Here is a 21,757-nt window from a genome sequence, read left to right as displayed (position 1 = left end):
CAAACACAGCCTGGGCGGCGAACCTGATCGGGACCAGTGTGGGCACCACCGGAGGACACGATGACGACCGAGCCGACGCCGACCACGCCACCCCAGGGCGAGCCGGCCCCCGCCAACTGGGGCGACCCGGCCCCAGCCGCCCAGAAGAAGGGCTGGTCCGGCAAGAAGACGGCGATCGCGGCCGGCATCGCGGTGGTCATCGCGGCCGGCGGCGGCGCGGCGATCTGGGCCGGCACCAGCAGCGCCGACAACACCGCACAGGGCCCCGGCGGCTTCGGCGGCCCGGGCGGCGGTCAGTTCCGCGGCCAGGGCATGCCGGGCGGCGGATTCGGCGGCGGCCTGGCCGCGATGCGCGACGCCCTGCACGGCGACTTCGTCGTGGCCGACCCCAACGGCGGCTACACGACCGAGCGCCTGCAGACCGGCGACGTGACCGAGCTGAGCGCCACGTCGGTGACGCTGACCAGCAAGGACGGCTACAAGCAGACGTACACGATCGACTCGTCGACCCAGAAGACGGGCGACGTGAAGCAGGGCGCCACGAACGTGACGGTAGTGGCGAAGGTCGACGGCCAGACCGCGACGGCGACGTCACTGGGCCAGGGCTTCGAGGGCCAGCGCCAGCCGGGCCAGCGCCGCAGCGGCGACTACCCGGGCCGCCCCACCAGCTGACGGCTCCGCTCCGGCTTCCCCTTCCAGGGATCGCCCCGACGCCGCGTACCCCTCCCGCCGCGTCGGGGCGTTCCCGACCACCGCGCCGCCGCCACGGGGCGTTCCTGACCACCTCGCGGCCGCCCACCCCTCCCGCCCCGTCGGGGCATTCCCGACCACCGCGCAGCCGCCTACCTCTCCCACCACCTCGGCTCCCACCACTCGGCGCATTCCCGACCACCGCGCCGCCACCCACCCCTCCGCCACCTCGGCACGTTCCCGACCACCGCGCCGCCGCCTACCTCTCCCGCCGCGGGGCGTTCCCGACCACCCGGCCACCCACCCCACCCACCACCTCGGCGCATTCCCGCCCACCGGGCGGCCGCGTTAGGGCACAGTTGCGGGTGTGCCGGACATCAGGGGGTCGCTGAGGCGCCAGTCGCTGCTGGTCGCGCTCGTCTGCGTGGTCTGCGACGCCGCCCTGTTCGCCCTCCGCGGCCCGCTCGGCGAAGCGGGCTGGCGGGCCTGGGCGGTGCTGCTCGGCGGCATCGCCGTGAACGTCGCGCTCGCCGGCGCCGCCCGCCACTCCGGCTGGGTCGCGCTCGCGCACGCCGTGCTCTTCGCCGCCTCGCCGCTCCTCCTCTGCACCTGCGCGGGGTACGTCGTCGGCAACAACTCCGGCATCCTCATCGCCGGCTACCGCGCCGGGGCCTGGCTGCGGCCGAAACCCGCCGTCCTCGCGCTCCTCGCCCTGCTCATCGGCGTCACGGCCGGCTGCATCGAAGGCGGCGGCCGGACCGCGGCCGACTGGCGGCTGACCGCCATCAGCGTCAGCGTGAGCGCGCTCCTGCCGTGGCTGGTCGGCCGGTACACGACCGCACGCCGCGCGTACATCGCCGACCTCGAACGCGCGGCCGACGAACGCCGCCAGCACGAAGAAGAGGCCGTGCGCCGGGCCGTGCTCGAGGAGCGCACGACGATCGCACGCGACCTGCACGACGTCATTTCCCACCACGTCAGCGCCATCGGCGTGCACGCCGGCGCGGCCCGCCTCGGCCTCCCCGCCGGCGACTCGCCGGTGCGGAAGTCCCTCGGCGCGGTCGAATCGGCCAGCCGTTCGGCGATGGCCGACCTCCGACGGCTGCTCGACCTGCTGCACGCGGAAACCCAGGCCGAGCAACCCGGCTTGGACAACCTCGACGAGCTGGTCGAGACCGTCCGCGCGGCCGGCCTCCCCACCCGGCTGACCCTGCGCGGCGAGCCCCGCGAACTGCCCGGCTCGCTCGACGTCGCCCTGTACCGGATCGCGCAGGAAGCCCTGACCAACGCGCTCCGCCACGGCGAAGGCCCGGTCGAGGTGGAGCTGAACCACGGCCGGACCGAAGTCGTGCTCACGGTGACGAACGGGCTCCGCCCCGACCGCCCGCGGCAGAACGAGCACGCGCACCGCGGCTTGGCGGGCATCCGCCAGCGCGTCACCCTGTTCGGCGGCCAGGTCTCCTACGGCGAGGCCGACGAGCACTGGCAGCTGCGCACGACCTTCCCGGTGGAGAGCACATGATCCGCGTCCTGCTGGCCGACGACCACGCGATGTTCCGCTCCGGCATGCGCGCGCTGCTCGACACCCAGCCCGACTTCACCTGCGTCGGCGAAGCCTCCGACGGCCGCGAAGCCGTCACCGAGACCGCGCGGCTGCGCCCGGACGTCGCCGTCCTCGACGTCCGCATGCCCCGCCTCGACGGCCTCGCCGCGACCGAAGCGATCCTCGCCGCGCCGGGCAACGACACGCGTGTCCTGGTGCTGACCACCTACGACGCCGACGAGTACGTCTACCGCGCGTTGCGCGCCGGCGCGAGCGGGTTCTTGCTGAAGAGCCTGGCGCCGGAGGAGCTGGTCGCGGCGATGCGCGTGGCCGCCCGCGGCGACGCGCTGATCGACCCGTCGGTGACGAGGCGGTTGGTCGCGAAGTTCACGTCGGTGCTCGAACCCGCGTCCGCCGAACCCCCCGAGCTGGCCCGGCTGACGTCCCGCGAACGCGAGGTGCTGCTCTTGCTGGCGAATGCGTGCAGCAACGCGGAAATAGCGCGGCGCCTGCACGTCGGCGAGGAGACAGTCAAGACCCACGTGTCGCGGGTGCTGAGCAAGCTCGGGCTGCCCGACCGCGTGCACGCTGTCGTCTACGCGTACCGCCACAAACTCGTGCCGGACGAGCGACCGGCCTAAGCTGACCCGATGAGGCGGTGGATCACCCTGGCGGCCGGGGTCGTGCTCGTACTGGTCGGCGCGGTTTGGGTGTTGCAGGGCATCGGCGTCGTCACGGGCAGTTTCATGACCGGCCAGAAGCTGTGGTTCCTGATCGGACTTGCCGCGATCCTGGTCGGCGTGGTCCTGATCGCAGCCAACCTGACGCGGCGGCGCAAACCTACTTCGTGAAAATTTCGAAAATGGGGTAGCCCGGCGCGATCTCACGCAGCTTCTCGTCGGAGGCCTTGGCGTCGACGCCGTCGAAGAACACGCCGACCTCGAACTTCCAGCGCTTCAGGTAGGCGCGCAGGATGCCCGGCTTCTCGTCGTCGGCCAGCTCCCGGAACGTGAACCCCTCGACGCGCTTCCCGACCCGAAGCGTCCCTTCACCGGCGACGCGCAGGTTCCGCACCCACTGCGTCTCCCCCCGCGGCGCGACGAGGTACCGAACGCCGTCAACGGTCAGCAGGTTCACCGGAACCGACCGAGGCTCGCCGGTCTTACGCCCGACGACGGTCAGCACCCGACTGCCCCAGACGCTCAGCCCCATCCTGGTCAGCTTGGCGACCATCTCGTTGAAGAGACTGGTGGACTTCTTCGGCTCGACGTAACGGGCGGCGGGCATGGTGTCCTCCGAGGTTTGGGAGAGCAGTGCTCTCGGTTAAGAGCAGTGAACACCCGAGCGGCGCTCACTGTCAAGAGCACCGCTCTCTTTTCTGTGCGTCGCTCTCGACACAGTGCGCTGATCACCAAGTCGACACCCCAAGCCTCCGCACCCGTACATGCGCCCACGCCCGCACCCATGCCCACGCCCACGCCCGCAGGAGCCGGCGGCAAGATCGGACACTCCGAACACTTTGGAGAGCAGCGCTCTCGACTCGGAGCGACTGAACGCCCGAACACCGCTCATCAACCAGAGCACTGCTCTCCACCTGGCGCACCGCTCTCGCCGTGCCCGCACGATCGCAGCGACCGCGCCCCGGCTTCCCGCAAACACGCCCGCAACCAGAACCCGACGACAGTCGGGGCCACGGTCAGCTCGCTCGCGTTCCCGGTCTCGATCTCGGCCTCAACCTCGGTCACCGTCGTGGTCGTAGTCGCGGTCGCAGCGGGAGTCGCGGTGCGAGTCGCGGTGGGAGTCGCGGTCGCGGTCGCAGTAGGAGTCGGCGTCGGGGCCGAGGGAGCGACCGGGCTGCGGCCGCAGCCCGGTCGCGGTCGCGACCGAGTTGCGGATGCGGTCGCGGTCGCGACCGAGTTGCGGATGCGGTCGCGATCGCAGCCGAGTTGCGGATGCGGTCGCGGTCGCGGTCGCGGTCGCGGACATGCTCGCGGCCGCGGTCGCGGCCGCGGTCGCACCTTCGCGTCGACCTCGCCGAGCACGCCGGCCAACCTCGGCGGGTCGCCGAAGCCGGCGCACGCCGCGCCCCGGCCGTAGCGAGCGGCGACCTGGCGCAGCACAGGCCGCCCCGAATCGAGAGCAGTGCTCTCGGAACAGAGCAGCACTCAAAAAGCTGCCGCTCACTGAACAGAGCACTGCTCTCGACTTGGTGCGCCGCTCTCGTCGTGGCACACTGATCGCCATGACCGCGACCCGCACCGCCCGCGAACGCGCCCGCGCCGAACTCACCCAGGAGATCAAAGACGAAGCCCGCCGCCAGCTCGCCGACGTCGGGGCGCACGGGTTGTCCCTGCGCGCGGTGGCCCGCGAGCTGGGCATGGTCTCCTCCGCCCTCTACCGCTACTTCCCCAGCCGAGACCACCTGCTGACGGACCTGATCGTCGACGCCTACAACGCAATCGGCGAAGCGGCCGAAAAGGCCGACCCCGGCAAAGGCGACCCCCAAGACCGCTGGCTGGCGATCTGGAACGGAACGCGGGACTGGGCCCGAGCCCACCCCCACGAGTACGCGCTGATCTACGGCTCACCGATCCCCGGGTACGAAGCACCCCAGGACACCGTCGCCCCGGCTGCCCGGGTCGCGCTCGCGCTGGTCAAGGTCCTCGCGAACACCGACACCGAGGTCCGCGCGGCCAGCGAGGTCCCGGCCGAGCTGCGGGCCCAGGCGCTGACGCTCACCAAGGCACTCGGGATCGTCGCCGGGCCCGAGACCGTGACGCGGCTGCTGATGGCGTGGACCCAGCTGTTCGGCGCGATCAGCTTCGACCTCTTCGGCCAGTACGTCGGCAGCGTCGACCCGGCGGACGCGTTCTTCGCCCACACGGCGAGGCGGATGGCCGAGTTCGTCGGCCTCTAGGCGGTACCGTCACGCCAAAAGGCCGACGGAAAGGCGGGCGACGTGACGGGGTGGGCCGGGAAGGTCAGCAGGATCCGGGTGATCGGGACCGGGGTGATGGGCCGCGGGATCGTCCAGCTGGCCGCGACCGCGGGTGTGACCGTCGAGCTGGCCGACGTCCGCCGCGAGGCTGTCGACGACGCCGTCGCGTACGTCGGCGGGATGGTCGACAAGCTCGCTTCGAAGGGCAAGCTCGACGACCCGGCGGCGGTGAAGGGGCGGCTGGTCGCCGTGGCCGCGCCCGATGCTCCGGCGGAGGGCGTCGACCTCGTCGTCGAAGCCGTGCGGGAAGACATCGCGACCAAACGGGCCCTGTTCGCCGCGCTCGAACGTGTCTGTCCACAGGAGACGATCTTCGCGACCAACACCAGTTCGCTGTCGGTCACCGAGATCGCCGCCGAACTGGCCGAGCCCGGCCGGCTCGTCGGGCTGCACTTCTTCAACCCCGTGCCGCTGATGCGCCTGGTCGAGGTGGTGCCCGGCGCGCGCACGCACGACTGGCTGCCCGGCGAGGCGCTCGAGCTGGTGCGGGGCTGGGGCCACGAGCCGGTGCTGGCCAAGGACGCGCCCGGCTTCCTGGTCAACCACGCCGGCCGCGGGCTGAACACCGAAGCGCTGCAGATCCTGACCGAGGCGCTGGCCGAGCCCGCCGACGTCGACCGCGTCGCCCGGGACGTGCTCGGGCTGAAGCTGGGCCCGTTCGAACTGCTCGACCTCACCGGCCTCGACGTCTCGCACGCCGTCCTCGAAAGCATCTGGAGCGGCTTCCACGGCGACCCGCGGCTGCGGCCGTCGTGGCTGACGCGGCCGCGGGTCGCCGCCGGGTTGTTCGGGCGGAAGAACGGCGAAGGCTTCTACTCCTACGCCGACGGCAAGCAGCAGGTCACCGACGAGCCGGCGGCGCCGCCGAAGCCGTCGAGCCCGGTGTTCACCGCGGACGAGCACCTCGCCCGCGCGCTGTCGTCGGCGGGTGTGCACGTGGTGTCCCAGGCCTACCCGGACGCGGTCCTGCTCGTGCCGCTCTACGGCGAGTCCACAGTGGACGCCGGGACCCGCGCCGGGCTGCCGCTGGAAAGGGTCGCCGGCGTCGACCCGCTCGGCGGCTACGAACGCCGGCTGACGATGTCGGTGCACCCCGGTCTCGACCCGGCGGTGGGCCGCGCCGCCTGGGGCGCGCTGGCCGCGACCGGCCACCCGGTGACCGTCGTCCGCGACGGGCCGGCCCCGATCGCCCAGCGCCTGCTGGCTTCCATCGTCAACACGGCGTGCTTCATCGCGGGCCAGCACCTGGCGACGCCGCAGGACATCGACACGGCAGTCCGCCTCGGGCTCGGCTACCCGCGTGGTCCGCTGGCCTGGGGCGACCTCGTCGGCGGCGACGTCGTGCTGCGCATCCTGCGCGGCCTCGCGGCGACCACCGGCGACCCGCGCTACCGGCCGAGTCCGTGGCTCGCCGAGCGCGTCGCACTCGGCCTCCCGCTGACGTCGGCCGGGACGACACCGGCGGATCTGCGGTCCTGAAAGAAAAAGCGGGCCGCCCCCGAAGGGACGGCCCGCTTTTCACCGCTCAGTTCACCAAGGACGGTCGACGGCCCCGCCCGCGAGCGTGAACGTGATGTAGCCGCCCTGGAAGTCGCTGCGGTACACCCCGTTCGTCACGTACTCGTCGGTCGTCGGGTACCGCAGGTAGGACCGCTCCCACCCGAGCGCCGCCCAGCGCTTGCGGATCTCGCCCTTCACGGCGTGCGCACCGGTCGCCACCGTGTAGTAGATCGAGTGCCCGAGGCTGAAGTGGTTGTAGCGCCCGACCCCGTCCGGCGTAACGCCTTCGTCGGTCGTCGGGTAGCCGAGCCCGCGCTCGTACCCGTACTCCGCCCACTTCTTCCGGATCTCACCGAAGATCGCGTGGGCGCCGTTCGCGGCCGTGTAGTAGATCGAGCCGACGTTGCCACCCTTGACGAAGTGGTTGTACCGGCCGACCCCGTCCGGCGTACCGGCTTCGTCGGTCGTCGGGTAGCCGAGACCACGCTCGTAGTCCAGCGCCGCCCACTTCTTCCGAATTTCACCGTAGAGCGCGTGCGCACCCGTCGCGGCCGTGTAGTAGATCGAACCGACGTTGCCGTTGTTCACGAAGTGGCTGTACTGCGCCACCCCGTCCGGCGTGGCCGCGGTGTCCGACGTCGGCGGGCCGAGGACGCTGTGGCCGCCGAACGCGACGTACTTGTCGAGCACCGGGCCGGTCACGAACTTCGTGCCACCCACGGCACTCCAGTACAGCCGGCCGTTCGCGTAGACCCGGTAGTGGACCGGGCCGTCGGTGACCTCGGCCGCCGTCGGCGCGCCCAGCTTCGCCTGCAGCGCCGGGTCGGCGTTGTAGCGCTGGTCGATCGGGGTCGCGTAGTTCGCCGTCAGCGTCATGTCGGTCGTGCCGACGGTGACGATCCACTTCTGGTCCGTCGGGCCGCCCTGCCAGCCGGAGAACGTCGACACGCCGTCGATGGCCTTCGCCGACGCTTCGACGTCGAACGTGGCGCCCTCGGCGACCATGGCCGTGCTGACGCCGCCCTCGACCGGGATGCTCAGCGCCGCGGGCTGCGTGCTGACCAGGGTGATCCGGTGCTCGCGCGGCCACGCCGTGTACGTCTTGGACGTCGTGACGCCCGCGCTGTCGGTCACCGTCGCGGTGAACTCCATCCGCGAGTCCGGGTGCTCGGTGAACGGCGCCGCGAAGCTTTCCCCGGTGCCGCCGGCCCCCGGGTGCGAGTGGCACGTCGCCTCGCTCGGGCAGTGCCGCACCGTCGTGCTCCAGGTGATCGGCAGCGTGCCGTCCTCCGCGTCGGTCGCGGTGCCGCTCAGTGAAACCTGCTGGTCGACCGCGAAGGTCGCGGTGTCACCCGGCGTGGTGAGGGTGACCACCGGGGTGTGGTTGCCCGGCGCGACCGCGATGCTGGTCGTGTCGGTGGCGCCCAGCGGGTCGCGGACGGTCAGCTTCGCGGTGAACGCCTCGGTGCCCGCCGCGTAGGCGTGCGACACCTTGGGACCGGCGTCGGTCACGGTGTTCCCGTCCCCGAAGTCCCAGTCGTACTTCAGCAGGTCGTTGTCGTAGTCGACCGAAGCCGAACCGTCGAACGAAACGGTGCGGGTGTCCGGGTCCGTCACCGACGTGGCCTTGGCGACCGGCGCGGTGTTGTTGGCCGAGTAGGTCAGCCGCCGCAGGTTGCCGGACAGGATGTCGGCGTAGACGATGTCGCCGTTCGGCGCCGCCGCGAACTTGACCGGACCGCCGATGTCGGTGAAGACCGGCGGGTTCTCCGGAGCCTGCGTGAGCTGGCCCTGCTTGTCGTAGCGCAGGGTCCAGATCTTCTTCGTCACGTAGTCGCCGAAGAAGTAGGAACCGCGGTAGGAGGCGGGGTAGCTGGATCCGTTGTAGACGATCCCGCCGCTCACGCTGTTGCCCTGCATGACGCCGTTGCCGTGCTGGTACTCGAAGATCGGCGGCTGGTTCGCCACGCCGGCGCACTCGGCGAAGCCGCTGAAGCCCGGCGTCGGGTGGTTGCCCTCCCAGCACGGCCACCCCTGGTTCGAACCACGCTGGACGACGTCGACCTCCTCCCAGTTGCTCCAGCCGACGTCACCGGCGACCGGCAGGCCGAGGTTCGGGTCGATGCTGAACCGGAACGGGTTGCGGAACCCGCGCGCGAACACCTTGCTCGCGGTCGAGCCCGGGTTGGCCGCGTCGTAGTACGGGTTGGCCGGCACACCCTTGCCGTCGGCGGCCAGGTGGAAGACCTTCCCGTACGGCTGGTTGACGTCCTGGGCGCGCAGCGAACCCGGGTCGGCCTGCCGGAAGTCGCCGTTGTCGCCGATGGACAGCCAGAGCGTCCCGTCGGTGGCGGCGACGACCTCGTCGATGCCGTGCACGTTGAAGATGCCCGGCACCTCGAACAGCGTCTGCTCACCGGTCAGCCCGGTCGGCGCGCCCGCCGTGTCCACGGTGACCGTGAACCGCGCCAGCCGCATGACGAAACCGCTGGTCTGGTTGATCGAGCGCGTCAGGTAGATCGTGTGCGACGTCGCGTAGTCCGGCGCCACGGCCAGACCGACGAGCCCCAGGTCCTCGTTGGTCCGGACCGGGAGCTGCGTGAGCGCCCGGCCCGCCGAGCCGTCGGCCGGCAGCCAGCGGACGGTGCCGCTCTTGCCGGTGACGAGCACCGAGTTGTCCGGCAGGTACGCGAAGTCGGTGAGTGGTTCTTGCCCCAGTCCGGCGCTGGTGTCCCGCAGCACGAACCCCTGCGGAAGCGCAGTCGCCGCCGTCGCCACCCCCGTGGCCACGACGGGCAACATCGCCCCGGTCAAAACTGCCGCCACGAAGGCGTGACGGAGTGCGCGAAGTTTTCGCAAGGCCATTTGGCCCCCCTTCCCAAGCGATCACTTATCGCCTGAACAGGGGGGCCAGTTGCACTCGTCAGAGTGAATTTATCGGACTGTGACCTACTGTCCGTATTGCCTGGTAACGCGTTACGGGACCACCTGCACGACGTCACCGACGTGCAACGTGTTGAAGAACTTCAGGGACGCGGCGGGCGACAGGTGGATGCAGCCGTGCGAATACACCGAAAGGCTTCCGGTGTGAAATGCGTCACCGGGGTAGAAGAACACCGAGTTCGGCATCTCCGCGTTGTCGAACTCCTTCGACAGGTGCATCTTTTCCTTCGACAGCACGTGGAACGTGCCGGTCGGAGTCGCGTAGCCCTTGCGGCCCGGCAGCATCTTCACCGGCCCGTAGACGACCTTGCCGCCCTGCAGCAGCCACGCCTGGTGCGCCGAGAGGTCGACGCAGGCCGCGGTGCCCGAAGCCGCGGCCGCCGCCGCGCACGGCACGCCCGGGTTCGCCGCGGGCGCCGGCTTCGGCTTGGGCTTCGGCTTGGTCGTGGTGGGGGCCGGCTTGGACGTCGTGGGCGTCGGGCTCGCGCTCGACGTCGTCGGGGTGGGCGTGGTGGTCGGCGCGGCGCTCGACGTCGTCGGCGTGCCGCCGCCGGTGCCCGCCGCCGCGACGGCCCCGCCGCCCGCGTTCGGCCCGCCGGCCGCACCCCCGCCACCGGAGCAGGCGGCCAGCACGAAGGCGGTGGCCAGTGCGGCCGCTCCCGCCAGAAGCCTCTTCACGATCCGGTACCCCCAGTGTCTCGATCATCGCTTGGGACATCCGTAAAGACGGCAGTCACCCGGTAGAGGTTCGTCGGTGAAGGTCACGATCCGGGCTCAACCCGTGGGTTGAGCCCGGAATCCACCCGGGCCCGATCCCCGCGCCGACGTGACCGGGCCGCCACCGGCCGAAGCTGGGAGCACCTGACGAACCGAGGAGCCCGGCCATGCCCACCGCAGCCAACGTCCTGCTCTACGCCGCCATCGCGGTGCTCGTCCTCTACCGGGTCGTCTACCGGCAGGTCCGCGGCACGCTGCTCGACCGCAAGTCGCTGGTCACGCTCCCGCTCGTGCTGACCGCGGTCGGTGGCTACCTGGCGCTGAAAGCGCTGCCCGGCACGTCCGCCGGCGAGCTCGCCCTGCTCGTCGCCGACCTGGTGGTGCTCGCCGGCCTCGGCGTCCTGCGCAGCACGACCACGACGCTCACCGAGCGCGGCGGCACGACGTTCCAGAAGGGCTCGGCGATCACGGTCGGGCTGTGGGCGCTGACCGTCGCGGTCCGGATCGGCCTGGTCGCGCTCGGGACCGCGCTGGGGGTCGCGGGCCCGCTGACCTCGGCGTCGATCGCGCTCACCCTCGGCGTCAGCATCGCGGTGCAGAACGCGACGACCTACCTCCGCGTGCAGCGCCGCGGCCTGCCGCTGGCCGAACGGCGCCCGGCAGCGCTCAGTCGCTGACCCGGCCCAGCATCCGCGCGTACATCCGGCCCGGGCTGGGCACCGACGGCGGCACCAGGAACCCGGGCAGCGGCGGCAGCCCGCCGACGAACCCGCCGAGCCGCTCGTACAGCTCGGCCGCGCCGGACGGCCGGGCCTCGGGCTCCTTCGCCAGCACCTCGGCGAGCAGGGCGTTGAGCTGCTTCGGGACGCCGCGGACCGGCGGCGGCAGCTCCTTGACCTGCCGCTCGAACACCGCGTACGCCGTGGGCCCGTCGAAGAGCCGCCGCCCGGTGAGCATCTCGTGCAGCACGCAGCCCAGCGCGTAGAGGTCGCTGCGTGGTTCGGCGCCGCCCCGCTGGATCTGCTCGGGAGCCATGTAAGACGGCGTCCCGAGCAGCTGCCCGGCCCGCGTGAACTGCGCGGCATCGGCTTCCCGCAGCACGGCGAGCCCGAAGTCCATCACCTTCACGCCGCCGTCGGGCCCGAGCATCAGGTTGGACGGCTTGAGGTCGCGGTGGCACACCGCGAGCGCGTGGGCGGCGGTCAGCACCGCGCAGGCCTGCGCCGCGATCGCCGCGGCCCACGAAACCGGCAGCGGCCCGTGCTCGGCGAGCAGATCGGCCACGGTCACGCCCTCGACGAACTGCATGACCTGGAACAACCGGTCGTCGTGCGTGCCGTAGTCGTACAGCGCCGGCACGCCGGGGTGGTCGAGCGTCGCCAGGATCCGCGCCTCGCGCGCGAACCGGGCTTCCAGTTCTTCGTCGCGGCCCGGCAGCCGGAGCAGCTTGATCGCCACGCGCCGGCCGAGCCTGCGGTCGAAACCGCCGTGCACCGCGCCCATCCCGCCGCGGCCGAGCGGCAGCTCGTCGAGCTCGTAGCGGTCGGCGATCAGCATCCGTTCCCCTATCGGCCCGGGCGGAGCCGTCCTTCGACAAGTCCCGCGAAGCCTAGCCGCACCAGCTCACGGCCCGTTTCGGCCGCCTGGCGCAGGACGGTGTCGAACTCCGCGAGGTTCCGGAAGACCTGGCCGTATTCGCGCTGGACCGCGATCGGGACCCGCGGGATCCGCACTCGCCTGCCGTCGATCCGGGTCGAGGCGGACGTGGCGGGCAGGTCGGCCGCGCGCAGGCAACCGGCGAGGAAGTCCGCGTCCAGCCGGCCGGGGTCGACGCGGTACACGCTGAGCCCGGCGCCCACCGGCCGCGTCGGTCCACTGTGGACGTACGCGATCCCGGTCACCGACGCCACGACGTCGCCCGCCTCGGCGAGCGGGTGCTCGGCGTCCGCGCGGGCCGCCGCGTGCCGTACCTCGACGACGCCGGCCTTGACCAGCTCGCCGATCGTCGTGAACGCGGGCTCGCCGTCCGCCGCTTCGAGCGGCGGCAGCTCCGGCACGAGCCCGGTGAACCGGCTCCGCAGGACCTCGAACGCCTGCCCGGGGTCCTCGTCGCTGGTGCGGCGCCGGGCCGGGGTCAGGTCGACGTCGTCGTCGAGCAGGTCGATGATCCGGACGCCGGTTTCCGGGTGGGCGAGGAACTCCCGCCACATTTCGTCCGCTGTGGACAGATCGTCACCCGCCTCGCCGAGCAGCACGGTGGACGGCGGGCGTTCGCCGGGGACCGGCCGCCGCAGCAGCCAAAGGTCGGGGCCGGCCGGCGCCAGCGTGACGACCGCGCGGACCGCGCCCGCGCGCAGGAGGTTGCCGCGGATGCGCTTGCCGCTGCGCCGCCCGGCCGCCGCGCCCGGCATCAGGATCGCCACCGCGCCACCGGGTTCGACGTGCGCGAGGCAGTGCTGGACCCAGGCGAGTTCGGGCTCGCCGCGCGGCGGGAGGCCGTACTCCCAGCGCTCGTCGCCGACGAGTTCGTCGTGACCCCAGGCGCGTTCGTTGAACGGCGGATCGCACAGCACGGCTTCCGCGGTCCGCCCGGCGAAGGCGTCTTCGCGCAACGCGTCGGCCGGCTGAACCTCCGCCTCGAGGCCGCGCAGCCGGAGCCGCAGCGCCGCGATCGACGCTGTCATCGGGTCGCTGTCCTGTCCCAGCACGGTTTTCGCGCCGCTCGCCAGCGCGAGCGCGCCGAAGCCGCACGCGGGGTCGAGGATCGTCGAGACCGGGCCGACCAGCCGCGCCATCAGCTCGGCGATCGGCTCCGGCGTGGCCGACAGCCGCCGCGAGTGCGCCTCGAAGTACCGGCGGCACACCAGTTCGAACGCTTCGACCGGGCCCGCGCGGTGCGTCATCTCGCTGAGCAGCGTGAGCAGTTCGGGGTCGTCGAGCTCGCGGTCGAAGGTGTCGGAGATCCCGGCCTGGAAAGCGAAGAAGGCGCCCGCGCGGCTCACGCGCTCGGCGAGGCCGAGGTCGTCGCCGAGGGCGCGCAGGCGCTGCCAGGCGCGCTCGCCCTCACTCAGCTCGAACGGCTTGCCGCGGGCTTCGAACCAAGCGGCGACGGCGGACAGGCCGAACAACGGACTCGACGCCGTGCCGCCGACCGGCGGCGGGAAGTCCGGGTAGCGGCGGCGCCAGTTGCTCACCGCGGCCCGCCCGACCCCGGCGAGCCGCGCGATGTCGGCCGCGCTGACCGTGGCGTCGTCGTCCATGGCGAGGACTCTATCGGAGGATGCTCCATTCAGCCGAGATGCTTGTGAACTCAGTCAACCAATGCTTACATGGGGAACATGACACACGATCGGTACGTCCTGCGGTACGCCGCGGGGTCGGACGTCGGGCAGCGTCGCCAGGTCAACGAAGACGCGGTGTACGCGAGTTCCCACCTGCTCGCCGTCGCCGACGGCATCGGTGGCCAGCCGTACGGCGAGGTCGCCAGCGCGACCGCGGTGGACGTGCTGCGCGAACTCGACATCGACCTCCGGCGGCTCGACCTCACCGGGGTCGACCTGGCCGCGACGCTGACCGGCGTGGTCAAGTCGATCGACGAGCGCCTGCACGAAGTGGCGGCGCAGGAGCCGCAGACGACGGGCATGGGCACGACGCTGACGGCCCTGATGTTCGACGGCGTCGAGTTCGCGGCGGCCCACATCGGCGACTCCCGCGGTTATCTGCTGCGCGACGGCGCCCTGCGCCGCCTGACCCGCGACCACACGCTCGTCCAGGCACTGGTCGAAGACGGCCGGGTGGCGGCCGAAGACGCGGATTCGCACCCGAGGCGATCACTGCTGATGAAGGCGTTGCAGACAGCGGGTTCCGGCGCCCCGGACATCTGGACCTTCCCGGCGATCGAGGGCGACCGCTACCTGCTCTGTTCGGACGGCCTGAGCGGCCCGGTCAGCGAACCGCGACTGCGGGACGTCCTGTCGGCGGTGACCGACCCGGCGGAGGCGATCCCGGAGCTGATCCGCCTGGCCAACGAGGCCGGCGGACCGGACAACATCACGTGCGTGGTGGCCGACGTCACGGCCTGACCCACCTTCGTACTCCGGAAAGGGCGTCCGGTATCGTCTCCTGCGGAGGATTGGCCGAGCGGCCTAAGGCGCACGCTTGGAAAGCGTGTTGGGTTCACGCCCTCGCAGGTTCGAATCCTGTATCCTCCGCCGTTTGATCAGGCGAAACGCCGGGCCGCGCGCCCGGCGTTTCGTCGTTTGCGGCCTCGGAACCGGTGGCCTGCCCGGGATCGATGCTCCAGACGGCCGCGCGGACGGCTCGCCTCGCGTCGGCGCCTGCCGCCGGAGGACACAGCGCCCGTCAGCGCTGCTCACTGAAGATTTTCCGCTGTCCGAAATGTGAAACCTCTTCGGTGCTGCGCAATTCACCACGGGTACGGCCAGTCACGAACAGGGCTGGGCGAAACGGGTTACTCACGTCGCGCTAGTCTCAGCGACGCCTCGCCCGCCCCCTGTCGAGAAAGGCCAGCAGTGGCACGAAAACCGCTCTGACCTGGGGTAGCGCTGGCCAGCGACTTCAGCGTGCGGTACTGGTGCCGGGACGACCCCCGCACAGACCGTGATCGGCCCGGCCCCGGACGTTCCCACGTCCGGGGCCTTGCTGATTCCGGACCCGCGATCACTCGGCAAAGTCAGATGATCACGCTGAGTCGTTGGATCTGTTTCAATGGAATCCGTCCCGTACGACACCAGAGATTTCGAGGAGTAGAGGCCCGATGGCCGGAGTCGAAGAGATCCGCGCTGGCATCGCGCTCGCCAACGAAAAGGCGTCCGCGAGCATCGCCGCTCTGCAACAGGCAGCGCAGTCTCTCGAAGAAGCCCAGCAGTCGCTCGCACAAGCGACTCAGGGCAGCAGCCAGCACGAAGTGAGCCAGGCGCACGGACTGCTGGCGGAAGCCCTGCAAGGCATCAATGGTCTGCAGAGCACCGTCCAAGCAAGCATTTCCTCAGCTGACTCCTACTCGGCGCGTCTCTAGCCGGATGACGCTCGCCGAACTGCACCAGCTGCTGACCGCGGTCGTGGCTGGACTCGCCGACGCGCGCGCCCACTCCGAGCGGGCCACGAGCCTGCTCGGGGAAGCCCGCCAGGCGCTCGTGGACGCCCAGGCCAAGGCCGATCCCTGGCTTCCTTCGCAGTACGCGCAGGCCGGCGAGGGGCTGGACCAGCTCCTCGTCCGCCTGGCCGCGGCCGAAGACCTGGTCAGCGGATACCGGTCGCGCCTGTAATCCTGGTAGGGACACCTTTTTCTTGGGGACGCCGATGGCCAACAAGTCAGCCGAGCAACGCAACCGCGTCGAAACCGCACTCGACCGGGTCCGGCATCAGATCGGGCTGGTGCTGGGCGCGGCGGCCGGAGCGCGTCAAGCCGCCGAAGCCGACCTCGCCAAGCTCGAGCTGGAGCGGGACATCGTCCACGTGGGCATGAACCACGCCGGCGCCGAGCAGCAGAACGAGTGGTCGCGCCACCCCGCCGCGCACGAAGTGTTCGGCGCGCTCGGCACCGTGCGAAGCGCTTTCTACACCGACTGGAGCCAGGGCCCCGCGACGCTGCGGGATCTGGTCGCGCACAACGCACCCGGCCCGGCCGGGCTGCCGCCGGGCGACTGGCTGGGCACCGTCGGGCACAACCTCGGCCTGACGTCGCCGGGCCTGTGGCGCGTCGGTTCGGCGACGGCCGCCGGCAACGACCCGACCCGCGTGTTCGACGTCGCCGTGCCGCTGCTCGACGAGTCGCACCTGGCCATCTCGTCGGCGCCCAAGACGCGGCCGGTGATCGACGGCATCGTGCAGAACCTGCTGATCCGCGTGCTTTCGACGTTCGAACCCGGCGCGGTGCGCGTGCACCTGTGGGACATCGGGCAGCTGACCGCGATCCTGCCCGACCTCTACCCGCTCAGCCACACCAGCGCGCTCTCGCTGTACGACCCGGGCCGCCTCGAGGACCTCCTCGACGAGCTGGCCGGGCACATCCGCCGGATCCACTCCACCGGCATGGCCGCCGGGTTCACGTCGCTGCGGGAGTTGCGGAAGAAGTCGGGCCAGCGGGGCGAACCGTTCCGCATCGTCGTGCTGTACGGCAACGGCGAAACCCTCGAACCCGAACGCGCCCGCGACCTCAAGCGCGTCGCGAGCGGTGCGCTGGCCGCCGGGATCTGCCTGATCATGGTCGACGTGCCGACGGCCGTGAGCGCGCCGGTCGAAACGCTGAGCCTGCTCGACGACCGGCACGCGATCAGCAGCATGACCGGCACCGACCTGGTCGTCGACCTCGATCCGCCGATGCCGTCCGCGCAGGTCATCCGCGCCGTCGACAAGATCGCGAAGGCGTTGATCGCCAAGCAGGGCGGGCCACGCTCGTTCGACGACCTGCTGCCGACGGAGCTCGGCCGCGAAAGCTCGGCGCGGGAACTCCGTGCCCCGGTCGGGTTCTTCGAAGGCGAGCCGATCGAAGTCGTGATCGGCGACGCGAGCCCGCACGTCCTGATCGGCGGACCGTCCGGTTCGGGCAAGACCAACTTCCTGTACGCGCTGCTCGGCAGCATGGCGGCGCGGTACACCCCGGACGAGCTGGCGCTGTACCTGCTGGACTTCAAGGAAGGCGTGTCGTTCGCCGGGCTGGCGCCGGGCCGCAAGGACGCGAGCTGGCTGCCGCACGCGCGGCTCGTCGGCGTCAACGTCAACACCGACCGCGAGTTCGGCTTGGCGCTGCTGCGCTTCCTGGCCGACGAACTGCGCCGCCGCTCCGCCGCCGCGAAGGAGCACGAGGTCACGAACCTCGCCGACCTCCGCGAAGCCGACCCCGGCGGGCACTGGCCGCGGATCGTCGCGGTGGTCGACGAGTTCCAGTACCTGTTCGCGGGCCGCGACCAGGTGACGGCCACGGCCACGCAGCTGCTGGAGGACATCGCGCGGCGCGGCCGGTCCCAGGGCATCCACCTGGTGCTGGCCAGCCAGGACGTCGCCGGCATCGAGGCGTTCTGGGGCAAGCCGGCGGTGTTCGAGCAGTGCACCCTGCGGATCGCGATGCCGAAAGCGCGGCGCGTCCTGGCCGAGACGAACAACGCGGCGGTGTCCGCGCCGAAGTGGCACGCGGTGATCAACCACGACTCCGGTGTCGCGCACGGCAACCAGCTGGCCCACGTGCCGGACGCGAGCAGCAAGAACGTGTTCGTCCGGCTCCAGCACCGGTTGTGGGAGGACTACGCGGGCCGCTTCCCGCGCCCCCGCCTGTTCGACGGCGCGCACCAGCCGATCCTGGAACAGTTCCCGGCGTACCTGGACCTCAAGCCGAACTCGAAGCCACGCGCCCTGCTCGGCCAGTCGATCGACGTGACCGAGACGGCGTGCGGCGTGGACCTCCCGCGCGCACCCGGCCGCAACGTCGCGGTGCTCGGCTCGGCGACCGCGGAGGCACTGTCCATCATGGACTCCTCGGCGCGCTCGCTGTCCCGGCAGTACGAGCCCGGCGAGGTCGAGTTCGTGCTGAGCTGCCCGATCGAGGCGTGCGCCCCGGCCGCGTTGGAGCTGACCGAGCGGCTGCGCGAAGACGGCCACGCGGCCTCACTGGTGGAGGACCTGACCGGCGTGCTGGAATCGCTGACCGGCTCGATGACCGGCGGCCCGAAAGTACTGCTCTTGTACGGCGTGGACGCGGCGCTGCCGGCCCTGGAGGCGAAGGCGGTGGGCCAGTTGAAGAGCGGCCTGGACCACCTGCGCGTGGTCCTGAAACAGGGACCGGGGCACGGCATCCACACGATCGGCTGGTGGCGCAGCATCGCCCGGCTGAAGGACACACTGGGTTTCGGTGGCACCGACGACATCGGCACGTGGGCGGCACTCGACGTCCAGGGCAACGAGCTGTCGGTGTTCGCGGCGGGCCAGGTGGTGCACTGGTCACCGCGTCCGGGCCGCGCGTTGTTCTTCGACCGCACGACCCACGGCGCCCCCGAAGTGATCATCCCGTTCCAGCGTCCGGAGAACGCGCAATGACCGACGACGGCGCCACCGCGGCCATGCGGTACAAGGAGATCATCGCCCTGTCCCGCGGCTCGGCGGAGAACCTGCGCGAGTGGGAACTCGCCCGGGCCGAAGCGCTGGAAGGGCAGATCGAGGAAGCCCGCACCGCCATCGAGGCGGCTACCGAGCGCGAAGTCCGGGCGGCCGAACGCGCGACGCGCTGGTGGAAGATGGCGCTGCACAACATCCAGGGCCTGCTGTGGCTTGACCCGGGCGACGAACCCCGCCCGGTCACGACGGCGCGTCCGGCGTACTTGGAGCGGTACCTCGAGGAGGTCAAGCCCAGTTACCAGGAGCTGGTGCAGGCGGTGCTGTCACTGGGCTGGCGGGCGAAGCGGGCAGCGGCGAAGCGGGGAGAGCAGCCGCCGGCTTAGAGATCGAACACGGTGTCGTAGGGCTCGTCGTCGTCAGCCGGGGTTTGCCTGCGCGGCCTTTGTCGTGGTGCTTGCGCTGCCGGTGGCCGGTCGAGCGGCCTCCCGGCGGAGACCGCTTCCCGGATGGCGGCGGTGATGGTCCGGCTCAACGCGACGGCGTCGAACCGCATGGCCTCGGGCGCGAGCCGGACCTCGCTGACGACGCCACCGGGCCCGGCGAGAACGGTGACGGACCGATCCGGCGAAACGACGGTCGTGTGATCGCTCCCGGCGAGGAGGCGCTGGTTTTCGGCTTTGCGCTCTTCGATCTGCTTGAGCTGCCAGCGCATTTCCTCGATCAGCTGAGCGTTGTCGCTCATGCGATTCTCCCCGGCTGGTGCGGTGTGTACACGAACTCGTAGTACTTGAACGATCGATGGACGATCACGCTGTAGCCACGGCTGCCGGCGACCCAGGCGAGGTCCTGCTCGGCAAGACCGATCTCGATCATGCGGAGGTACACCTGAGCCCGGCCGTCCAGCTCCGCGGCCAGGAACGCCATCTGCTTCTCGCGCGGCCTCCTCGAACGCATCGCACGGACGATGGTCAACGTCAGACCGCCGACGATCACCAAGCCCATCAGCGCGAGGAACATCACCCGCGCCGGGTCGTCACCCGAATCGGCGGCCACCGTACTGATCACGACGTTTCCCCGCTGCGGAGGCTCCAGGCCACCTTCGCCGTCGCCTCGGCTACCGCGGGCCAGGCGTCCTCCGACTCCGCGACCACCGACAGGATCACCACGGACCGGCCGTCCGGCAGGGGGATCTGGTACTCCGCCTTGATCTGGGTGCGCACGTCGTGCTCGGGCAGGTGGAACTCGCCGCCGCTGAACGCCACGAGCGCCGGGCCGATCGGCAGTCTCACCGGTTGAACGGCTGACCGCGGGTGGCTCGTGCGGTACGCGGCGGCCATCGCCGCGACGACGGCGTCCCGGTTGCCCGGCGAGGTCTCCGGCCACTGGACCACGCCCAGCGTCAGGGTCGCGACATCGCCCTTTCGCCGGCCGACTGCGAACTTGCCGAACACGCGGATGCCATTGGCCTGCATGGTCGGCACCAGCGCCATCAGGTAGCTGCCGAACTGCTCGATGCTCGTTCCGGCACCGGCCGCCAGGTTCTCGGCGACCGCCCAGGCGTGGCCGCGGTTCATCTTGTCGTCGGCGCCCACCGGCATCCCGGCGAAGCCGGGCGGCAGGTCGATGTGCAGAGGCATCAGTTCCACACCTCGTCTTCCGCGCGCTCGCGGCGCCGCTCGGGCGCGTTGTCGGCTTGGACGCCGGCCTCGGTCGCGTTGCCCAACGCCACCGCCGCCCACGGCGCGGGCCCGGCGACGAGCGTGCCGGCGACCACACCGGCTTGCCCCCAGTCCTTGGGAATCCAATAGTTCTTGAAGTCGTCCAGGGGACTCTCGAAGTCTTTGCCGCCTATGCCTTCACCGGCGAACTGGTCGGCGACAAAGCCGTAGCTCGCCACCTTGATCGCGGCGTCCGGAAGCACTTCGGCGAGGCCGGCCACCGACGTGGCGGCGCCCACCGCGTCGAAGATCAGCGTCTCGTTCGACACGTCGGCGCCGGCGGCCTTGGCGATCGCGTGACCGCTGAGTGCGCCGAGCCCCAGGCCGGTGGCAACGGCGCCGGCGACCTCGTCGGCAGGGGGCGGCAGGACATCGCTCAAGACACCGATGCCGTTGCCGATGTCGCCCATCACGTCGGAGAGCTTCGACAGCAGCTCCGCGTGGTCCTGCACGAAGTCCCACGCGTCGTCCACGCCGTCCGCGATGGTGTTCGTCAAGTCGGCCAGGGCGCCGCCCGCCGCGTCACCCAGCTTGTCGAGCAAGCCCGGCTCGTCCGGAGCCAGCTCCTTCGCCTTCCGCAACGCCTCCGCGACCCGGTCCGCCGCCTCCGTGTGCTCCTGCTGGAGCTGTTTCGCCGCGTCCTGGATGTTCTGGCAGCCGTCGATCGCCGACTGAAGCTGCCGGCCCGCGTTGTCGAGCAGCTTCTGGGCGATCTGCAGGGACTGCTGGTCGGGGAACGTCCGGTTCGCCAGCGCGAGGTCCGGGTTCGCCCGCGCCGCCTCCGCCGCCTGGGCCGCCGACTCTGCTCGGGCCTCCAGGTCCGCCGCGCGTTTCTGCAGGTCACCCAGCTGCCGGGCCCAGGCTTCGAGCGCGGAGCCGGCGTCGCCCATCGAACGGGCCGCGCCCTCGAGGTACTGCGGCAGCGGGCCGATGCGTCGTGCGAACGCGTCGCTCGCCTCGCCCTGCCAGATGCCCTGCTTCCGGACGATCCGGCGCAACGCGTCGTCGGCCTCGGTCAGGTCCTCGCTCACCGCCCGGTATTTGCTCGCCAGGTCGGTGACGCCGTCGAGGTCGCCGGGCGCCGGGTCGAAGCCCAGGGCCGGGAAGTCGCGCGTGCTCATCGGCCGAGTCCGTCCAGGATGCCGGTGATGCCACCGGTCGCGCCGCCGCCCACCATGCCGCCATCGCCCATCGGCGCTTCGCCGGACGGCTGCCCGACCCGGGGGTAGTGCCCCCGGGTGCCGGTGCCGGGCCCGTCGCCGGATTCGTCCCCCAGCACCGCCGAGCCGAACTTCCCCAGCTCACCGCTGAACTGAGCCTCGATCCGCTCGTACTTCCCCTTCGCCACCTTCAGCAGCTCCGTGATCTCCGACGCCGCGTCGCCGAGGCGGCCGATGCCGAACCGCCAGGCTTCCTCGAACTCGACGCCCGCCTTGCCCACCTCCGCGGTGCCCAGCGAGCCGAACGCCCCACCGCCGCCGAGCTTCTTGTTGGCGTCGGCCATCCGGCCCGCCGCCGTATCCAGGTCGCCGATGAGCTTGCCCAGCTCGTCGGCCTTGACCGCGTACCCGTCCACGC

Annotated in this window: 22 protein-coding genes and 1 tRNA gene; 13 read left to right on the top strand and 10 right to left on the bottom strand. The window is 71.3% G+C overall.

The features are described from left to right. Positions 1-60 precede the first annotated feature (60 nt). The 4 genes from SD460_RS08615 (at position 61) to SD460_RS08600 (ending at position 3,084) form a co-directional block, all read left to right on the top strand. Positions 61-672 carry a hypothetical protein gene (locus SD460_RS08615; RefSeq protein WP_290062708.1) on the top strand — a complete coding sequence of 204 codons (612 nt, stop codon included), beginning with the start codon at positions 61-63 and terminating at the stop codon, positions 670-672. Positions 673-1,057: 385 nt separating this feature from the next. Further along, a complete protein-coding gene (locus tag SD460_RS08610; RefSeq protein WP_318306038.1) occupies positions 1,058-2,212 on the top strand; it encodes a sensor histidine kinase in 1,155 nt (384 codons plus the stop codon). Next, positions 2,209-2,874, top strand: coding sequence for a response regulator (locus tag SD460_RS08605; protein WP_290062974.1), 666 nt, complete (start codon positions 2,209-2,211; stop codon positions 2,872-2,874). Before SD460_RS08610 ends, SD460_RS08605 begins: the two co-directional genes overlap by 4 nt. A gap of 9 nt (positions 2,875-2,883) precedes the next feature. After that, positions 2,884-3,084, top strand: coding sequence for a hypothetical protein (locus tag SD460_RS08600; protein WP_290062972.1), 201 nt, complete (start codon positions 2,884-2,886; stop codon positions 3,082-3,084). On the opposite strand, the gene SD460_RS08595 is transcribed toward SD460_RS08600, so the two are convergent. After that, positions 3,074-3,520, bottom strand: a complete 447-nt coding sequence (locus SD460_RS08595) for a nitroreductase family deazaflavin-dependent oxidoreductase (RefSeq protein ID WP_290062971.1) — start codon at positions 3,518-3,520, stop codon at positions 3,074-3,076. The two genes, SD460_RS08600 and SD460_RS08595, sit on opposite strands and share 11 nt — an antisense overlap. A 955-nt stretch (positions 3,521-4,475) precedes the next feature. Between SD460_RS08595 and SD460_RS08590 the strand changes: the two genes are divergently transcribed. Both SD460_RS08590 and SD460_RS08585 read left to right on the top strand, forming a co-directional pair. Then, positions 4,476-5,150 (top strand): TetR/AcrR family transcriptional regulator, encoded by a 675-nt coding sequence (locus SD460_RS08590; protein ID WP_290063049.1) that lies wholly within the window; start codon positions 4,476-4,478, stop codon positions 5,148-5,150. A 42-nt stretch (positions 5,151-5,192) separates the two neighbouring features. Next, positions 5,193-6,710 (top strand): 3-hydroxyacyl-CoA dehydrogenase, encoded by a 1,518-nt coding sequence (locus SD460_RS08585; protein WP_290063048.1) that lies wholly within the window; start codon positions 5,193-5,195, stop codon positions 6,708-6,710. Between the two features lie 51 nt (positions 6,711-6,761). Here SD460_RS08585 and SD460_RS08580 read toward each other — a convergent pair whose 3' ends face one another. Together SD460_RS08580 and SD460_RS08575 are read right to left on the bottom strand one after the other, a co-directional pair. Further along, positions 6,762-9,596 (bottom strand): PQQ-dependent sugar dehydrogenase, encoded by a 2,835-nt coding sequence (locus SD460_RS08580; protein WP_318306037.1) that lies wholly within the window; start codon positions 9,594-9,596, stop codon positions 6,762-6,764. Positions 9,597-9,707: 111 nt separating this feature from the next. Next, positions 9,708-10,352, bottom strand: a complete 645-nt coding sequence (locus tag SD460_RS08575) for a L,D-transpeptidase (protein ID WP_318306036.1) — start codon at positions 10,350-10,352, stop codon at positions 9,708-9,710. A gap of 206 nt (positions 10,353-10,558) precedes the next feature. Here SD460_RS08575 and SD460_RS08570 point away from each other — a divergent pair, with 206 nt between their 5' ends. Beyond that, positions 10,559-11,068 (top strand): hypothetical protein, encoded by a 510-nt coding sequence (locus tag SD460_RS08570; RefSeq protein ID WP_290055312.1) that lies wholly within the window; start codon positions 10,559-10,561, stop codon positions 11,066-11,068. Here the strand turns inward: SD460_RS08570 and SD460_RS08565 are convergent. Further along, on the bottom strand, positions 11,058-11,948 hold the full coding sequence (locus tag SD460_RS08565; RefSeq protein ID WP_290055314.1) for a serine/threonine-protein kinase: 891 nt from the start codon (positions 11,946-11,948) through the stop codon (positions 11,058-11,060). The genes SD460_RS08570 and SD460_RS08565 overlap by 11 nt on opposite strands. An 8-nt stretch (positions 11,949-11,956) precedes the next feature. Beyond that, the gene (locus SD460_RS08560) at positions 11,957-13,651 is read right to left on the bottom strand and encodes an HsdM family class I SAM-dependent methyltransferase (RefSeq protein ID WP_318306035.1); all 1,695 of its coding nucleotides are present in this window, start codon (positions 13,649-13,651) and stop codon (positions 11,957-11,959) included. Between the two features lie 78 nt (positions 13,652-13,729). Here SD460_RS08560 and SD460_RS08555 point away from each other — a divergent pair, with 78 nt between their 5' ends. The 6 genes from SD460_RS08555 to SD460_RS08530 all read left to right on the top strand — a co-directional run bounded on the left by SD460_RS08555 (position 13,730) and on the right by SD460_RS08530 (position 18,844). Continuing rightward, positions 13,730-14,473 (top strand): PP2C family protein-serine/threonine phosphatase, encoded by a 744-nt coding sequence (locus tag SD460_RS08555; protein WP_290055316.1) that lies wholly within the window; start codon positions 13,730-13,732, stop codon positions 14,471-14,473. A gap of 44 nt (positions 14,474-14,517) precedes the next feature. Further along, positions 14,518-14,602: transfer RNA gene (locus SD460_RS08550), tRNA-Ser, on the top strand. A gap of 566 nt (positions 14,603-15,168) precedes the next feature. Continuing rightward, on the top strand, positions 15,169-15,429 hold the full coding sequence (locus SD460_RS08545) for a hypothetical protein (protein ID WP_003056176.1): 261 nt from the start codon (positions 15,169-15,171) through the stop codon (positions 15,427-15,429). A 4-nt stretch (positions 15,430-15,433) separates the two neighbouring features. Further along, entirely contained in the window at positions 15,434-15,679 is a 246-nt protein-coding gene (locus SD460_RS08540) for a hypothetical protein (RefSeq protein ID WP_125308449.1), read from the top strand. A 34-nt stretch (positions 15,680-15,713) separates the two neighbouring features. Further along, a complete protein-coding gene (locus SD460_RS08535; protein ID WP_290055323.1) occupies positions 15,714-18,443 on the top strand; it encodes an FtsK/SpoIIIE domain-containing protein in 2,730 nt (909 codons plus the stop codon). Continuing rightward, complete coding sequence (locus SD460_RS08530; RefSeq protein WP_290055325.1) at positions 18,440-18,844, top strand: hypothetical protein; 405 nt, start codon at positions 18,440-18,442, stop codon at positions 18,842-18,844. Before SD460_RS08535 ends, SD460_RS08530 begins: the two co-directional genes overlap by 4 nt. On the opposite strand, the gene SD460_RS08525 is transcribed toward SD460_RS08530, so the two are convergent. Genes SD460_RS08525 through SD460_RS08505 form a run of 5 tightly spaced genes read right to left on the bottom strand, consistent with a single transcriptional unit; the run spans position 18,841 to position 21,755 of the window. Beyond that, entirely contained in the window at positions 18,841-19,203 is a 363-nt protein-coding gene (locus tag SD460_RS08525) for a YbaB/EbfC family nucleoid-associated protein (protein WP_290055327.1), read from the bottom strand. The genes SD460_RS08530 and SD460_RS08525 overlap by 4 nt on opposite strands. Then, a complete protein-coding gene (locus SD460_RS08520; protein WP_290055329.1) occupies positions 19,200-19,526 on the bottom strand; it encodes a hypothetical protein in 327 nt (108 codons plus the stop codon). The genes SD460_RS08525 and SD460_RS08520 overlap by 4 nt, the downstream gene beginning before the upstream one ends. Next, positions 19,523-20,098 (bottom strand): hypothetical protein, encoded by a 576-nt coding sequence (locus SD460_RS08515; RefSeq protein ID WP_290055331.1) that lies wholly within the window; start codon positions 20,096-20,098, stop codon positions 19,523-19,525. Before SD460_RS08515 ends, SD460_RS08520 begins: the two co-directional genes overlap by 4 nt. After that, positions 20,098-21,300: a WXG100 family type VII secretion target gene (locus SD460_RS08510; RefSeq protein WP_290055333.1), complete on the bottom strand. Its 1,203-nt coding sequence runs from the start codon at positions 21,298-21,300 to the stop codon at positions 20,098-20,100. The genes SD460_RS08515 and SD460_RS08510 overlap by 1 nt, the downstream gene beginning before the upstream one ends. After that, positions 21,297-21,755: a hypothetical protein gene (locus SD460_RS08505; protein ID WP_290055335.1), complete on the bottom strand. Its 459-nt coding sequence runs from the start codon at positions 21,753-21,755 to the stop codon at positions 21,297-21,299. The genes SD460_RS08510 and SD460_RS08505 overlap by 4 nt, the downstream gene beginning before the upstream one ends. Between the last annotated feature and the right edge of the window lie 2 nt (positions 21,756-21,757).

Source organism: Amycolatopsis solani (assembly GCF_033441515.1).
Lineage (GTDB): Bacteria > Actinomycetota > Actinomycetes > Mycobacteriales > Pseudonocardiaceae > Amycolatopsis > Amycolatopsis solani.
This window is presented reverse-complemented; position numbering and strand designations above follow the sequence as displayed.